We start from the raw sequence: 16,336 nt of genomic DNA, 5'->3' as shown, positions 1-16,336 counted from the left end.
CATTCGCAAACGACTCGAATCGCCGCATATCTTCCTTCTGGTGGAACAATCTTAAAAACCGCAATCAGACTGGCCCGGACATTAGGCCTTGAATGCGAGTTCCCGTGGTTGGCGGATGCGTGACACTATGCGTTGACCATAAACCCGATTACACTCCGTTACAATGCTATCCTTGCTGCCATGCATTTCTACAAGGGTATTTTTCATGGTGTTGAGTAGTGTGTGATTACCATTGTGTTGTTTTATAATGTTTTTTTTATTGTTATTGGTAATTGTGTGGGAATAATTACCCGCTGAATTAACACCAAAACCCTCTGCCTGTGCAGGGGGTTTTTTTATTGCCTTACTTCCCCTCTCCCAACCGATACGCCAGCGCCACCACCAGCGACTGCACCAGGCACAGCGTTGCCGACTGGGAGCGAAACGCGTCCACCTGCGCCTCTTTCACCACAAAGCAGAGATCGCTGAACGTCGCCAGGGGGCTTATCTGGCTGTCCGTAATCACGATCTGCCGCGCGCCGACGCTGGCGGCGGTTTCGCTGACCATCACCGTCTCTTCCGCGTACGGCGAGAAGCTGATCGACACCACGATGTCGTGCGCCTTAATGCGGCTAATCTGCTCGCGCAGCATGCCGCCCATCCCGTCGAGCAGGATAGGGCGGCACTCCAGATGGCTCAGGGCGTAGGTGAGGTAGGCCGCGACGCTAAAGGAGCGGCGCAGTCCGGCGATGTAGATGGTGTCGGCGTCGGCCAATAGCTGCACCGCGCGCTCCAGCATTTCCGGCTCGGCGCGGGCGGCCAGCTGCTGCAGCGCCTGCGCGTTCGAGCGGGCGAACTCCTGCAGAATATCGAGCGGCGTTTCCGGCACGGCCTCGCTCTCCATCTCGCGGAACAGCCGGGCGCGGTCGCTGTAGCTGGCTGTCTCCTCCACCAGGTTCATGCGAAACAGCTGTTTCATTTCGTTGAAGCCGGTGAAGTCAAAGGCGTTGGCAAAGCGGATCAGCGTCGAGGGCGGCACGTCGGCGCGCTCGGCAATGACGGCAACCGTGTCAAAGGCCACGCTGTTGGTGTTATCCAGCACGTAGCGGGAGACCTGCTGCAGCCTCTTGCTCAGGCTATCGTAGCGATCGCGGATTTGCTGCTGCAGTTCGTTCAGGCTGGTTGCTGTCGTCATGTTATCCCCCAAATACAGTCTTATGATTCTAAACGCAAAACCGCGTCTTTTAAATGTCGGCCATCCATCTGGCAGCAAAAATGAAACAGAAACTTCAGTCATTTCCTCGCCCGAAATCCCTTAATAGCGCACGCTGCGTCAGTGTTGTTGGCTGTTAACATAAAAATCCATCCTTGATCACAATAATCATCATTTATTTTATTTCAACTTAAAATGGAATATTTGTTTCATATATAGTGTTCAGTACACAGTGTTCAGTTAACAGTCACGTATCAACAGCGAGAGGTTAAGGATGGAGACGGTAGCGAATTTTATTCACGGCGAATGTGTCACCGGTTCAGGCCAGCGCGTTCAGGCGATCTTCAACCCGGCCACCGGCGAGCAGATCCGCCAGGTGGTGATGAGTACGGCGCAGGAAACGGAGCAGGCGATTGCCGCCGCGCAGCAGGCGTTTCCGGCGTGGGCGCGCCATGCTCCGCTTAAGCGCGCGCGTGTGATGTTCCGCTTCAAGGCGCTGCTGGAAGAGAATATGGAGCGACTGGCCCGCATCATCAGCGAAGAGCACGGCAAGGTCTTCTCCGATGCGGTGGGCGAACTGACCCGCGGCCTGGAAGTGGTGGAGTTTGCCTGTGGCATCCCACATCTGCAAAAGGGTGAACATTCTGCGAACGTCGGTACCGGCGTCGACAGCCACTCGCTGATGCAGCCGCTCGGCGTCTGCGCCGGGATCACCCCGTTTAACTTCCCGGCGATGGTGCCGATGTGGATGTTCCCGATTGCGCTGGCGACTGGCAACACCTTCGTGCTGAAGCCGTCGGAAAAAGATCCTTCCCTGGCGCTGGCGCTGGCGCAGCTGCTTAAAGAGGCCGGCCTGCCGGACGGCGTGTTCAACGTGGTGCAGGGCGATAAGGAGTCCGTTGACGTGCTCCTGACCGACCCGCGCGTGCAGGCGGTGAGCTTTGTCGGCTCCACGCCGATTGCGGAATACATTTACCAGACCGCGTCCGCCCACGGAAAGCGCTGCCAGGCGCTTGGCGGCGCGAAAAACCACTGCATCCTGATGCCGGATGCCGACATGGAGATGGCGACCAACGCCATCATGGGCGCAGCCTACGGCGCGGCGGGCGAACGCTGTATGGCGCTCTCGGTGGTGCTGGCGGTGGGGGATAAAACCGCCGATGACCTCTGCGCCCGGCTGGAGAAACAGATTGCCGCGCTGCGCGTCGGGCCGGGCCTGGACCAGTCGCCGGAAAACGAAATGGGGCCGCTCATCTCCTCCGCGCACCGCAGCAAGGTGCTGGGCTACATCGACAGCGGGGAAGCGCAGGGAGCGAAGCTTCGCGTGGACGGTCGCGGCTTCAGCGTGAAGGGCCACGAGCAGGGCTACTTCGTCGGGCCGACGCTGTTCGATAACGTCACTCCGGAGATGACCATCTATAAAGAAGAGATCTTCGGCCCGGTGCTTTCTGTGGTGCGCGTAGCAGATTACGCCAGCGCGGTGGATCTGATTAACCGCCATGAATATGGTAATGGTTCGGCGATCTTCACCCGTGACGGCGGCTGCGCGCGCCGCTTCTGCGAAGAGGTGCAGGCGGGCATGGTGGGCGTCAACGTGCCGATCCCGGTGCCGATGGCGTTCCACAGCTTCGGCGGCTGGAAGCGTTCCATCTTTGGCGCGCTCAACGTTCACGGCAGCGACGGCGTGCGCTTCTACACCCGAATGAAAACTATCACCGCGCGCTGGCCGGAAATGCAGCAGGAGACAGGCGCTGCGTTCTCTATGCCAACGCTGGGCTGACAGGAGGTTTTATGCAAACCGAACGTATGACCATGGCCCAGGCGCTGGTCCGGTTCCTTAATCAACAGTACGTCAGCGTAGACGGCAACGAAACGCCCTTCGTGGAGGGCGTGGCGACCATCTTTGGGCACGGCAACGTGCTCGGTATCGGCCAGGCGCTGGAGCAGGACCCGGGCCATCTGCAGGTGATGCAGGGCTGCAACGAGCAGGGCATCGCCCATATGGCGACGGGATTCGCCAAACAGCACCGCCGTCAGCGCATTTTTGCCGTCACCTCCTCCGTCGGGCCGGGCGCCGCCAATATGGTCACGGCGGCGGCCACCGCCACGGCGAACCGCATCCCGCTGCTGCTGCTGCCGGGCGATATCTACGCCAGCCGCCAGCCGGACCCGGTGCTGCAGCAGATCGAGCAGTATCACGATCTCAGCATCAGCACCAACGACTGCTTCCGTCCGGTCTCCCGCTACTGGGACCGCATCAACCGCCCCGAGCAGCTGATGAGCGCGATGCTAAGCGCGATGCGAACGCTTACTGACCCCGCCAATACCGGCGCGGTGACCATCTGCCTGCCGCAGGACGTGCAGGGAGAGGCCTGGGACTACCCGCTGAGCTTCTTCGCGCGTCGCGTGCATCACATCGAACGCCGTCCGCCCGATCCGCAGCGTCTGGCGCGGGCGCGGGCGCTGATTGCCCGCAAGCGTCGTCCGCTGGTGGTGTGCGGCGGCGGCGTGCGCTATTCCGGCGCGCATGAGGCGTTTCGCGAATTTGTCGAGACGCTGCGGCTGCCGTTTGCCGAAACCCAGGCCGGAAAGGGATCGCTGGTAAGTGACCACCCACTTAACCTGGGCGGCATAGGGGTGACGGGGGGAATGGCCGCCAACCAGCTCGCGCCGCAGGCCGATTTAGTGATTGGCGTCGGCACGCGCCTTACCGACTTTACTACCGGCTCCAAGGCGCTCTTTTCCCATCCGGACGTCGAATTCCTGCTGCTGAACGTGGCCGAGTTTGACGCCCTGAAGCTGGACGCCACCGCGCTGATTGCCGATGCCCAAACCGGGCTCCAGGCATTGACCCACGCGCTCGGGGATTATCGCAGCGGCTGGGGAGAGGCGATCGCTCAGGCGAAGGCCGCCTGGCGCGACGAGTGCCGCCGCCTGTGGGATCGCCAGTGGAGTTCTGACGATGCGCCCGAAGTGGCGGGGCACCTGGATGCGCAGCTGGCGGAGTACGGCGAGGCGCTCAACACCCGCCTGACCCAGACGCGGGTGCTGGGGCTGATCAACCAGCATGTTGAAGATAACGCCATCGTGGTGGGCGCGGCCGGTTCGCTGCCAGGGGATTTACAGCGCCTCTGGCAGGTCAAAACGCCGGACAGCTATCACCTGGAGTACGGCTACTCCTGCATGGGCTACGAGATTGCGGCGGCCATCGGCGCGAAGCTCGCCAGACCCGAACTGCCGGTGTACGCCATGGTGGGGGATGGCTCCTACATGATGCTGCACTCCGAGCTGCAAACCGCCGTTCAGGAGGGCATTAAGGTCACCGTTCTGCTGTTTGATAACGCCAGCTTCGGCTGCATTAATAACCTGCAGATGGGGCACGGCATGGGCAGCTTTGGCACCGAAAACCGCCACCGCAACCCGGAAACCGGGCGTCTCGACGGGCCGCTGGTGAAGGTCGACTTTGCGCAAAACGCGGAGAGCTACGGCTGCCGCGCGTGGCGGGTGAACGATGAGCAAAGCCTGCTGGCGGCGCTGGAGGCGTCGAGGGCGCATCCCGGCCCGACGCTGCTGGACATCAAGGTATTGCCGAAGACCATGACCCACGACTACGCCTCCTGGTGGCGAACCGGTGATGCGCAGGTGGCGGCGTCGTCTGCCGTGCGTGAGGCCGCTGAGCAAACGCAGGCGCAGGTGAAAAAAGCCCGTCAGTATTGAGTTTTCCTGCCGTAACGAAATTTTCATTTCATTTTTGTTTTCCCCTCACCCTAACCCTCTCCCACAGGGAGAGGGGACGGATCGGTGCGGTTTTTTACTCCCTCTCCCTGAGGGAGAGGGCCGGGGTGAGGGGAGTTGCCGCACGTCCACTCATGTTGTGAGATTGATAACAAAATTTATCTCATTCATCTCAAAAGTGTTAACCCGTACTCAAAAACATAATTTTCACTATTTATAAAAATGAAATAAATGTTTTATTTATAGGGTCGTTAGTTCACAGCATTCACCAACACCGGGAGCCGTTATGTTTAACATTGCTTTACTGGGCGCTGGCCGAATCGGCCAGGTACATGCAGCTAACATCGCCAGCCACGGCGCGACCACGCTCTGGTCCGTGGTTGACCCGAATCAGGAATTTGCCACCCGTCTCGCCGCGCAGTATCAGGCCCGCCAGCAGAGCCTGAACGAGGCGATGACCGACCCTAACGTTCACGCCGTGCTGATCGCCTCCGCCACCGACACCCACGCGGATCTGATTGAAATGGCCGCCCGCCACGGCAAGGCCATCTTCTGCGAAAAGCCGGTACACCTTGACCTCGCCCGCGTGCGCGACTGCCTGAAGGTGGTCAATGAGTACGACGTGCCGCTGTTCATCGGCTTTAACCGCCGCTTTGACCCGCAGTTTCGCCGCGTGAAAACCGACGCGCAGGCCGGGCGCATCGGCAAACCGGAATCGCTGCTCATCATCTCCCGCGACCCGTCTCCGCCGCCTGCGGAGTACGTGCGCGTCTCCGGCGGCATGTTCCGCGATATGACCATTCATGACTTTGACATGGCCCGCTTCATCATGGGCGAAGAGCCGGTGTCGGTGTATGCCCAGGGCAGCAACCTGGTGGATCCGGCGATTGGCGAGGCGGGGGATATTGATACCGCGTTTATCGTTCTGAAATATGCCTCCGGCGCGATGGCGACCATCGTCAACAGCCGCCGTTCATCTTACGGCTACGACCAGCGCCTGGAGTTGCACGGCTCCGAAGGGCTGCTGTGCGCGGGCAACATTCTGGAAAACCAGGTGCAGCACTACGGCAAACAGGGCTGCACCAGCGCGCTGCCGGAACACTTCTTCCTGCAGCGCTACAAATCCGCTTACGCCGCGGAATGGGAACACTTTGTTGCGGTCCTGCGCGGCGAAGCGGTGCCTGACTGCAGCGGCGATGATGGTGAACGTGCGCTGTACCTTGCGGATAAAGCGCTGGAGTCACTGCGCAGCCAGCGCGAGATCGTCCTCTAAACACAACAACCCTACACAGAGAGACATAATAATGAAAAAACTGATCGTAGCCGCCCTCATCGCCATGACGTCCGGGGCCGCCCTCGCCGAAAACGAGCAAATTGTTTTCAGTACGCCAAACCTGGCCATGCCGTTTGAAGTTCACATGCAGCGCACGGCGGTGAAAGCCGCAAAAGAGATGGGCGTGAAGCTTCAGGTGCTGGACGGACAGGGCAGCTCGCCGAAGCAGGTAGCTGACCTGGAAAACGCCATCACCCGCGGGGCGCAGGGATTTATCGTCTCCCCGAATGACGTCAACGCGGTCTCCAGCGCGGTGGATGAAATTCAGGATGCCAAGCTGCCGATCGTCACCCTTGACCGATCCGTCGACAGCCAGAAAAAAGTGCCGCACTTCGGCGCCAACAACTACAAGGGCGGCCAGGCGATTGGCGACTTCGTCAAAACCAAATTCCCCAACGGCGCGGACATTATTCTCCTCACCGGCCAGCCGGGCTCCTCTTCCAACATTGAACGCACCAAAGGGATCCGCGACAGCCTGAAGGCGGGCGGGGATAAGTACAAGATCGTCGCCGATCAGACCGGCAACTGGATGCGTTCTGAAGGAATGCGCATCGTTGAAAGCGTTCTGCCTTCGCTGCCGAAACGTCCGCAGGTGATCCTCTCCGCCAACGACGATATGGCGCTGGGCGCGATTGAAGCGCTGCAGAGCCAGGGCGTGAAGCCGGGCGAAATCCTCGTGACCGGCTTCGATGCGGTGCCGGAAGCGCTGGCCCGCGTGCGCGACGGCTGGCTGGCGGTAACGGCGGATCAGCGTCCGGGCTTTGCGGTACAGACGGCGATGAGCCAGCTGGTGGCCAACGTGCGCGAGAAGAAAGCCATCACCGGGGCCGACTACCCGCCGACGCTGATCACCAAAGAGAACCTGCAGCAGGCTGAGCGTATCGGTGAGGCCGGTAACTAATATGTCCCGAGCCGCCTCTGGCGGCTCATCATGAGGAGGAGCAGACTGATGTCGCAACCCTTACTGAAAGTGACCGACCTGGCAAAAAGCTTTTCCGGCGTCTGGGCGCTGAGCAGCGCTCAGCTGACCGTCGACAGCGGCGAAATTCACGCCCTGCTGGGGGAAAACGGGGCGGGAAAATCCACGCTGCTGAAGGCGCTCGCGGGCGCGCAGCCGCAAACGCGCGGGGATATCTGGTTCAACGGCGAAACGCTGCCGGTGGACGACTCCCCGGTGGCGCGCCAGAACAAGGGCATTATCACCATCTATCAGGAATTCAACCTGCTGCCCAACATGACCGTCGCGGAAAACATGTTTCTCGGTCGCGAGCCGCGCAGGCGTAACCTGATCGTCGACGAAAGGGCGGTCAACCAGGAGGCGCTGGTCATTCTCGATTACCTCCAGCTGAACGTTGCGCCGACCACGCCTGTCGCCCGCCTGAGCGTCGCCCAGCAGCAGATGGTGGAGATCGCCCGGGCGCTGACCCTCAACGCCCGGTTAATCATTATGGATGAACCTTCCGCCGCGCTGAGCGACAGCGAGGTGGAAAGCCTGCACCGCGTGGTGCGGGAGCTTAAAAACCGCGGCGTGAGCATTATTTACGTTACCCACCGTCTGCACGAAGTTTTCCAGCTCTGCGATCGCTTCACCGTTTTCCAGGACGGCCGCTTTACCGGCACCGGCGCGGTGGCGGAGACCAACGTCGAACAGCTGATCCGCCTGATGGTCGGGCGCGACGTGGCCTTTAACCGCCGTCCGGCCAGCGAAACGCATCATGAAGACAAACCCGTCCGCCTGGCGGTGAAGGGGCTGAGCCGCGAAAAGCCGCCGCTGGATCCGCACGGCATCGCCCTGCACGACATCAGCTTCCACGTCCACGCCGGGGAAGTTCTGGGCATTGCCGGGCTGGTGGGCGCGGGGCGTACCGAGGTGGCGCGCTGCCTGTTTGGCGCAGACGCCTTTACCTCGGGGAGCTTTGAGCTGGACGGGGTGCCGTACCAGCCGCGCGACCCGCTGTATGCCCTCGATCAGGGCGTGGCGCTGGTGCCGGAAGACCGCAAAAAAGAGGGGGCGGTGCTGGGGCTGTCGATTCGCGACAACCTGTCGCTCTCCTGTCTCTCCTCGCTGCTGCAGTGGCGCTGGTTCGTGAACACCCGCAAAGAGGACGATCTGATTGAGTCCTACCGTAAGGCGCTGCAGATCAAAATGGTCAACAGCGGGCAGGAGGTGCGCAAGCTCTCCGGCGGCAACCAGCAAAAAGTGATCCTCGCGCGCTGCATGGCGCTCAACCCGCGGGTGCTGATCGTCGATGAGCCGACGCGCGGCATCGACGTGGGGACCAAATCGGAAGTGCACCAGGTGCTGTTTGACATGGCGAAAAAGGGCGTGGCGGTGATCGTGATCTCCTCCGATCTGCCTGAGGTGATGGCGGTGTCTGACCGGATCATCACCCTCAGCGAAGGCCGGGTGACCGGCGAAATCCACGGCGACGACGCTAACGAAGAACGGCTGATGACGATGATGGCCATCAACCACAACGCCCTGAACGCGGCATAACGGAGTTTCTCATGACGCAGATGATTTCTAAAACGCAGGCCCCGGTCAAACGCGCCGGACGCATCGATCCCATCGCCTTCTTCGAGCGCTTCGGGGTGCTGATTTTCATGATCCTGCTGCTGATCTTCTTCCAGTCGCAGAACAGCAACTTTTTCTCTGAACGCAATATTTTCAACATCCTGACCGAAGTGTCCATCTACGGGATCATGGCCGTGGGGATGACCTTCGTCATTCTCACCGCCGGGATCGACCTCTCCGTGGGCTCCATTCTGGCGGTGTGCGCCATGACCGCGGCGTACGTGATCAAAGGCGATAACTTCACCACCGTCGACCCGAACGCCTGGGGCGGCATGAGCTGGCTGATCGGGCTGGGGATTTGTCTGGCGATGGGTACGGCGATTGGCTTTCTGCACGGTCTGGGCGTCACCCGCCTGCGCCTGCCACCGTTCATCGTTACCCTCGGCGGGATGACCATCTGGCGCGGCCTGACGCTGGTGATTAACGACGGTGCGCCGATTGCCGGTTTCGACCCTGGCTACCGCTGGTGGGGGCGCGGGGAGCTGCTCGGCATCTCTATTCCTATCTGGATCTTCGCCATCGTCGCCGTCGGCGGCTATCTGGCGCTGCATAAAACCCGCTGGGGCCGCTTCGTCTACGCCATCGGCGGCAACCCGGAGGCGGCGCGCCTGGCGGGGGTCAACGTCAAGCGCGTGCTGGTCAGCGTCTACGTGCTGATCGGCTGTCTGGCGGGGCTGGCGGGCTTCATTCTGAGCGCGCGTCTGGGGAGCGCCGAGGCGGTGGCCGGGATCTCCTTTGAGCTGCGCGTCATCGCCTCGGTGGTGATCGGCGGCACCTCGCTGATGGGCGGCTACGGGCGCATCGGCGGCACCATTATCGGCTCCATCATCATGGGCATTCTGATTAACGGCCTGGTGCTGATGAACGTCTCGGCCTACTACCAGCAGATTATCACCGGATTAATTATCGTTCTGGCGGTGGCATTCGATACCTATGCCAAAAGCCGTCGCGGCGCACTGTGAGGATCACGATGAAAGAGGTTCGTATTGGATTAATTGGCACCGGGTATATCGGCAAGGCGCACGCCATTGCCTATGCCCAGGCCCCGACGGTCTTCAACCTGCGCGGCAGGCTGGTGCGCGAGATGGTGGCGGAAGTCACGCCGGAGCTGGCGGCAGCGCGCGCGCAGGCGTTTGGCTTCAACCGCTCCACCGGGGATTGGCGGGCGCTGGTGGCCGACCCGGCCATTGACGTGGTGGATATTTGTTCACCCAACCATCTGCATAAGGAGATGGCGCTGGAGGCGATCCGCCACGGCAAGCATGTGTACTCGGAAAAGCCGCTGGCGCTGAACGCCCACGACGCGCGTGAAATGGTTGAGGCTGCACAGCGGGCAGGAGTGAAAACGCTGGTGGGGTTCAACTACATGAAGAACCCGACGGCGCAGCTGGCGAAGGAGATTATCGCGCGCGGCGAGATTGGCGAGGTGATCCACTTCTACGGCACCCACAACGAAGACTATATGGCCGACCCGCTCTCGCCCATTCACTGGCACTGCTTCAAAGAGACCGCCGGGCTGGGGGCGCTGGGCGACCTCGCGGCGCATATCGTCAACATGGCTCAGTACCTGGTGGGGGATATCGAGCAGGTCTGCGGCGACCTGAAGATCGTGGTCCCGGCGCGACCGGCGAAGGCCGGATCGTCTGAGATGATTGCCGTTGAAAACGAGGATCAGGCCCACGCGATGGTGCGTTTCGCGGGCGGGGCGCAGGGCGTGATTGAAACCTCCCGCGTTGCCTGCGGACGCAAGATGGGGCTGTCGTACGTCATCACCGGAACGAAAGGCGCCATCAGCTTCACCCAGGAGCGCATGGCGGAGCTGAAGCTTTATCTGCATGACGATCCGGTGAACCGCCAGGGGTTCCGCACGCTGCTCGTCGGCCCGGCGCACCCGGACTACGCCGCGTTCTGCATGGGCGCGGGACACGGGATTGGCTTTAACGATCAAAAAACGGTGGAGGTGCGCGACCTGGTGGACGGGATAGCCGCTGACGCACCGATGTGGCCGGACTTCGAAGAGGGCTGGAAGGTGTCGCGCGTGCTGGACGCGATTGCGCTCTCGCACCGGGAAGGCCGCTGGCTGAACGTGAACGACATTGTCTGATGAGGTATCAACGTGGAAAAGCAGTTTGATGTGATATGCATGGGCCGCGTGGCGGTAGACCTCTACAGTCAGCAGATTGGTGCCCGTCTGGAGGACGCGTCCAGCTTCGCCAAATATCTCGGCGGGTCGTCGGGCAACGTGGCGTATGGCACCGCGCGTCAGGGTTTACGTTCGTCGATGCTGGCGCGCGTCGGCGATGAACATATGGGCCGCTTCCTGCGGGAAGAGCTCAACCAGGTGGGCTGCGATACCAGCCATCTGATTACCGATAAACAACGCCTAACGGCGCTGGTGCTACTCGGCATTAAAGACCGGGACACCTTTCCACTGATTTTTTATCGCGATAACTGCGCGGACATGGCGATTACCGCCAGCGATGTGGACGAAAGCTACATTGCCTCTGCACGTTGTCTTGCCATCACCGGGACCCACCTTTCTCATCCGCAGACCCGCGAGGCGGTGCTGACGGCGCTGGGCTATGCCCGCCGTCACGGCGTGCGCACGGTGCTGGACATCGACTATCGTCCGGTGCTGTGGGGGCTCACCGCCTTAGGCGACGGTGAAACGCGCTTTATCGCCGCCGATAAGGTCACCCGCGAGCTGCAGGAGGTTCTGCACCTCTTCGACGTCATTGTCGGCACCGAAGAGGAGTTTCACATTGCGGGCGGCAGCACGGATACCCTGCAGGCGCTGGGACAGGTGCGTGCCGTCAGTGACGCAGCGCTGGTCTGCAAGCGCGGGGCGCTCGGCTGCTCGGTCTACACCGACGCCATTCCGCCCCGGCTGGACGACGGCCTGACGGTGACCGGCGTGCGCGTGGAGGTGCTGAACGTCCTCGGGGCGGGGGACGCGTTTATGTCCGGCCTGCTGCGCGGCTACCTGAACGACGAAGGCTGGGAGCAGGCGTGCCGGTACGCCAACGCCTGCGGCGCGCTGGTGGTTTCGCGCCACGGCTGCGCCCCGGCGATGCCGAGCAAAATCGAGCTGGATGACTATCTTTCCCGCGCCGCGAACGTGCCGCGCCCGGATCTTGACCCGCGTCTTAACCATCTCCACCGGGTGACCACCCGCCGCCGCGAATGGCCGGAGCTGTGTGTGATGGCCTTCGACCACCGCAGCCAGCTTGAGGATATGGCGATGCAGTGCGGCGCGTCGCTTAAGCGCATTCCGGCGCTGAAGCAGCTGATCCTGCAGGCCAGCCGCGAGGCGGCGAGCCGCGCCGGGCTGGAGGGCAAAGCCGGTCTTCTGTGCGACGGCACCTTTGGTCAGGACGCGCTGAACGCCATCACCGGGGAAGGGTGGTGGATTGGTCGTCCCATCGAGCTGCCGGGTTCCCGGCCGCTGGAGATGGAGCACGGCAACATCGGCACCCAGCTTATCAGCTGGCCGCAGGAGCACGTGGTGAAGTGCCTGGTCTTTTTCCACCCGGAAGATGCCCACGGCCTGCGCCTGGAGCAGGAGCAGAAAATCGCCGAGGTGTACCACGCCTGCTGCCGTTCCGGGCACGAGCTGCTGCTTGAGGTGATCCTGCCTGCGACCATGCCGCGCAGCGACGAGCTCTACCTGCGCGCCATCTCCCGCTTCTACAACCTGGGCATTTACCCGGACTGGTGGAAGCTGCCGCCGCTCTCCGCCGACGGCTGGACGGCGCTGAGCGAGATTATCGAACGCCGGGACCCGCACTGCCGCGGGGTGGTGATCCTCGGCCTGGACGCCCCGGCGGAACAGCTGCGCGCCGACTTCAAAGCCGCAGCGGGGCAGACGGTAGTGAAAGGCTTCGCCGTGGGGCGCACGCTGTTTGGCGATGCCTCCCGCGCGTGGCTGAAGCACGATATTGACGATGCGCAGCTGGTGGCGCGCATCCGGGACAACTACCTGCAGCTTATCGCCTGGTGGCGCGAGCGCGGACACGCATAATGGAGACGACAATGAGTGTGCAATTAGGCATTAACCCGCTGACGTGGACGAACGACGATCTGCCTTCTCTCGGCGCGGAGACGTCGCTGGAGACCTGTCTGAGCGAAGGTAAAGAGGCCGGTTTTGCCGGCTTCGAGCTGGGCAATAAATTTCCGCGCGAAGCGCGCCTGCTTGGCCCCATCCTGCAGCGTCACGACCTGCAGCTGGTCTCCGGCTGGTACTCCGGCCGCCTGCTGGAGCGCAGCGTGGAGGAGGAGATCGCCGCCGTGCAGTCACACCTGACGCTGCTGCGCGAGCTGGGGGCGAAGGTGCTGGTGTTTGCGGAAGTGAGCGGCTGCATTCACGGCGAGCAGCAGACCCCGGTGCATCTGCGCCCGCGCTTCCCGCAGGAACGCTGGAAGGAGTACGGCGAGAAGCTCACCGAATTTGCCCGCTATACGCAGCAGCAGGGCGTGCAGATTGCCTACCATCACCATATGGGCACGGTGATTGAGTCTGCCGAGGACGTGGACAACCTGATGACTCACACCGGGGAGGCGGTCGGACTGCTGCTGGATACCGGCCATCTGACCTTTGCCGGGGCCGATCCGCTGGCGGTGGCGCAGCGTTGGGCGTCGCGCATCAATCACGTTCACTGCAAAGACGTGCGCGCCGACGTGCTGGCGGACGTGAAAAACCGCAAAACCAGCTTCCTCGATGCGGTGCTGAGCGGCGTGTTTACCGTGCCGGGCGACGGCTGCGTCGATTACCCACCGATTATGCGGCTGCTGAAGGCGCAGGATTATCACGGCTGGCTGGTGGTCGAGGCCGAGCAGGATCCGGCGATTGCCCATCCGCTGACCTACGCCCGTCTGGGGTATAACAACCTGAGCCGCCTGGCGCGCGACGCCGGACTGATTTGAGGAGGGAACATGTCACGTCTGTTATCACGCTGGCAACAGCCGAACGCGGAGGGGCGCACCCAGTGTGTTACACTGGAAAGCGCGGGGTGGGGCTACGTCGGCTTTGAGGCGTATGAGCTACAGGAGGGGCAGACGCTGACGCTGCCCGCCGTTAGCGAAGAGCGCTGCCTGGTGCTGGTCGCCGGGCGGGCCTCTATCAGCACGCCTTCCGCGCAGTTTAACGATATCGGCGAGCGGATGAGCCCCTTCGAGCGCATTAAGCCGTGGGCGGTGTACGTCACCCCGCAGGAGACGGTGCAGGTGAAGGCGCTGACGACGCTGGAGCTGGCGGTCTGCGCCGCGCCGGGCAAAGGCACGTATCCGACGCGGCTGATTGCGCCACAGGATATCGACGGTGAAGCGCGCGGCAAAGGTCATAACCAGCGCTACGTGCATAATATTTTGCCGGAAGACAGGCCCGCCGACAGCCTGCTGGTGGTGGAGGTGTGGACCAGTGAGGGCTGCACCAGCTCGTACCCGAGCCACAAGCACGACACGGATAACCCGCCGCAGGAGACCTATCTGGAGGAGACCTACTACCATCGCCTCAACCCGGAGCAGGGGTTCTGCATGCAGCGCGTCTACACCGACGACAGAACGCTGGATGAGTGTATGGCGGTCTATAACCGTGACGTGGTGATGGTGCCGAAGGGCTACCACCCGGTCGCGACGATGGCCGGGTATGACAGCTACTACCTCAACGTGATGGCCGGCCCGGTGCGCAAATGGATGTTCACCTGGGAAGAGGACCACGCGTGGATTAATCGGGATTATCCCGCGGACAGCGGTGTCTAGCGCGGGTTAGCCACCAGAACACCAGCGCCAGCAGGCTGACCGAGGCGCCAAGCAGGCAGACGCCCGGCCAGCCGGCACAGGCATACGTCATCGTTGTGCCGAGCGCGCCGAGCCCGCTGCCGACGGCATAAAACAGCATGTAAAGCCCGACCAGCCGGCTGTGCGCCTCGGGACGGGTGCGTAAAATCATGCTCTGATTAGTGACGTGCAGCGCCTGACCGCCCAAATCGAGCAGTATGATGCCGATAAGCAAGATCCCGAGTGAACGGTCCATCAGCGACAAGGGCCACCAGGCTAACAGTAAGATACTCAGCGCCGCCGCGCTGGTGCGTTGGGCATATCCCCGATCGGCCCAGCGTCCTGCCCGGCCAGCCGCCAGCGCGCCCACCGCGCCAGCCAGTCCAAACGCGCCAATCGCTGTATGCGAAAAGTTAAACGGCGGTGCGCTCAGCGGCAGCACCAGCGCGCTCCAGAAAATGTTGAACGATGCAAACATCAGCAGCGCCAGCACGCCGCGTATCTGCAGCACTTTTTCCTGCCGCAGCAGCGTGAGCATTGAGCCAATCAACCGCGGATAGCTCATCGTGGCAGTGACGGCTGGCAGGGCGGGGAGTCGCCACCACAGCGGTAACGCAATCATGAGCATCAGCGCGGCAGCACAAAGATAGACCCCGCGCCAGCCCGCGATATCGCTGATGCCACCGGCAAAGACGCGCGCGAGCAGCAGACCTGTGAACACGCCGCCCTGTGCCGCGCCGACAACGCGTCCCTGTTCATGGGGCGACGCGGCGCTGGCGGCGTAGGCGATCAGCCCCTGCGTCATGGCCGTGCCCAACATACCTGTCGCAAGCATACCGATAAGCAGCGCTGAAGAGGACTGTGCCATGCTGACGGAAACCAGCGCCACCACCAGAGCAATCAGCTGTACTGCCATGAGTCGTCGACGATCCACTTTGTCACCCAGAGGAACGACGAGCAAAAGAGCCAGCGCGCAGCCAATTTGTGTCGCGGTCACCACGCCCCCCACGGCCGCATGGCTGATGCCGAAATCGTTCGCCAGCGCGTCAAGCAAAGGCTGGGCGTAATATACGTTTGCCACGCTTAGGCCGCTGGCGGTGGCGAACAGCCAGACCATGCTGCGCGGCATGCCGGCTGAAGGAAGGGCTGACGTCAGTGACATGTTCAAAATCCTCGCCTGTGATAACCTGGTTTTAAAATGAAACTGGTTGAATGCTAGGCTATGCAGTTTTAAAATGCAACTAGTTATAGGGTGGCCTTTGCGAGGAAAACAGGTGATGTCCCGAAATACGGTAAAAGAGGAATATTGTCCCGTTGCCCGCAGCGTTGACCTGCTCGGGGATCGCTGGTCGCTTCTCATTGTGCGTAATGCGTTTGACGGCATGACGCGCTTCGGGGATTTTCAGCGCAGCCTTGGGGTGGCGCGCAACATCCTTTCTGACCGGCTTCGCAAGCTGGTTGAGGCAGAAATCCTGACGTTACAGGGAGCATCGGACGGCACGGCTTATCAGGAATATGTTCTGACCGACAAAGGCGAACGTCTTTTCCCCGTGATCGTGGCGCTGCGTCAGTGGGGAGAGCAAAATCTGTTTTCACAGGGCGAGCGTCACTCGCTGCTGGTCGACAGGCGAACGGGCAGGCCGGTTCCCTTTATGGCGCCAGCAGCGAGTGACGGCACTGCGCTGCTGCCGGTGGATACGCAAGTGCAGAAGATCGAATGAGTCAC

At 61.8% G+C, this 16,336-nt stretch carries 13 protein-coding genes; 11 read left to right on the top strand and 2 right to left on the bottom strand.

Features of this window, described 5'->3' with window-relative positions; translation table 11 throughout:
• Window positions 1-343: 343 nt before the first annotated feature.
• Window positions 344-1,174: a MurR/RpiR family transcriptional regulator gene (locus tag EnteroDNA1_RS08190; protein WP_064673756.1), complete on the bottom strand. Its 831-nt coding sequence runs from the start codon at window positions 1,172-1,174 to the stop codon at window positions 344-346.
• Window positions 1,175-1,466: 292 nt separating this feature from the next.
• Here EnteroDNA1_RS08190 and EnteroDNA1_RS08185 point away from each other — a divergent pair, with 292 nt between their 5' ends.
• The 10 genes from EnteroDNA1_RS08185 to iolB all read left to right on the top strand — a co-directional run bounded on the left by EnteroDNA1_RS08185 (window position 1,467) and on the right by iolB (window position 14,592).
• A complete protein-coding gene (locus tag EnteroDNA1_RS08185; RefSeq protein ID WP_023308791.1) occupies window positions 1,467-2,972 on the top strand; it encodes a CoA-acylating methylmalonate-semialdehyde dehydrogenase in 1,506 nt (501 codons plus the stop codon).
• A gap of 11 nt (window positions 2,973-2,983) precedes the next feature.
• On the top strand, window positions 2,984-4,909 hold the full coding sequence (gene iolD / locus EnteroDNA1_RS08180) for a 3D-(3,5/4)-trihydroxycyclohexane-1,2-dione acylhydrolase (decyclizing) (RefSeq protein ID WP_069303171.1): 1,926 nt from the start codon (window positions 2,984-2,986) through the stop codon (window positions 4,907-4,909).
• A gap of 304 nt (window positions 4,910-5,213) precedes the next feature.
• The gene (gene iolG / locus EnteroDNA1_RS08175) at window positions 5,214-6,200 is read left to right on the top strand and encodes an inositol 2-dehydrogenase (protein ID WP_064673753.1); all 987 of its coding nucleotides are present in this window, start codon (window positions 5,214-5,216) and stop codon (window positions 6,198-6,200) included.
• A 31-nt stretch (window positions 6,201-6,231) separates the two neighbouring features.
• Window positions 6,232-7,161: a sugar ABC transporter substrate-binding protein gene (locus EnteroDNA1_RS08170; RefSeq protein ID WP_064673752.1), complete on the top strand. Its 930-nt coding sequence runs from the start codon at window positions 6,232-6,234 to the stop codon at window positions 7,159-7,161.
• Window positions 7,162-7,209: 48 nt separating this feature from the next.
• Window positions 7,210-8,757: a sugar ABC transporter ATP-binding protein gene (locus EnteroDNA1_RS08165; protein WP_069303170.1), complete on the top strand. Its 1,548-nt coding sequence runs from the start codon at window positions 7,210-7,212 to the stop codon at window positions 8,755-8,757.
• Between the two features lie 11 nt (window positions 8,758-8,768).
• Window positions 8,769-9,797, top strand: coding sequence for an ABC transporter permease (locus EnteroDNA1_RS08160; RefSeq protein WP_028014045.1), 1,029 nt, complete (start codon window positions 8,769-8,771; stop codon window positions 9,795-9,797).
• 8 nt (window positions 9,798-9,805) lie between these two features.
• Complete coding sequence (locus EnteroDNA1_RS08155; protein ID WP_047060731.1) at window positions 9,806-10,939, top strand: Gfo/Idh/MocA family protein; 1,134 nt, start codon at window positions 9,806-9,808, stop codon at window positions 10,937-10,939.
• Window positions 10,940-10,951: 12 nt separating this feature from the next.
• Window positions 10,952-12,856: a bifunctional 5-dehydro-2-deoxygluconokinase/5-dehydro-2-deoxyphosphogluconate aldolase gene (locus EnteroDNA1_RS08150; RefSeq protein WP_069303169.1), complete on the top strand. Its 1,905-nt coding sequence runs from the start codon at window positions 10,952-10,954 to the stop codon at window positions 12,854-12,856.
• 11 nt (window positions 12,857-12,867) lie between these two features.
• The gene (gene iolE, locus EnteroDNA1_RS08145; protein ID WP_047652661.1) at window positions 12,868-13,758 is read left to right on the top strand and encodes a myo-inosose-2 dehydratase; all 891 of its coding nucleotides are present in this window, start codon (window positions 12,868-12,870) and stop codon (window positions 13,756-13,758) included.
• Window positions 13,759-13,767: 9 nt separating this feature from the next.
• Window positions 13,768-14,592: a 5-deoxy-glucuronate isomerase gene (gene iolB / locus EnteroDNA1_RS08140; RefSeq protein WP_069303168.1), complete on the top strand. Its 825-nt coding sequence runs from the start codon at window positions 13,768-13,770 to the stop codon at window positions 14,590-14,592.
• On the opposite strand, the gene EnteroDNA1_RS08135 is transcribed toward iolB, so the two are convergent.
• Window positions 14,558-15,772, bottom strand: a complete 1,215-nt coding sequence (locus EnteroDNA1_RS08135; RefSeq protein ID WP_069303167.1) for an MFS transporter — start codon at window positions 15,770-15,772, stop codon at window positions 14,558-14,560. The genes iolB and EnteroDNA1_RS08135 overlap by 35 nt on opposite strands.
• 115 nt (window positions 15,773-15,887) lie before the next feature.
• Here EnteroDNA1_RS08135 and EnteroDNA1_RS08130 point away from each other — a divergent pair, with 115 nt between their 5' ends.
• The gene (locus EnteroDNA1_RS08130) at window positions 15,888-16,331 is read left to right on the top strand and encodes a winged helix-turn-helix transcriptional regulator (protein WP_064673746.1); all 444 of its coding nucleotides are present in this window, start codon (window positions 15,888-15,890) and stop codon (window positions 16,329-16,331) included.
• Window positions 16,332-16,336: the final 5 nt, after the last annotated feature.

The organism is Enterobacter sp. HK169 (assembly GCF_001719105.1).
Taxonomy (GTDB): Bacteria; Pseudomonadota; Gammaproteobacteria; order Enterobacterales; family Enterobacteriaceae; genus Enterobacter; species Enterobacter asburiae_B.
This window is presented reverse-complemented; position numbering and strand designations above follow the sequence as displayed.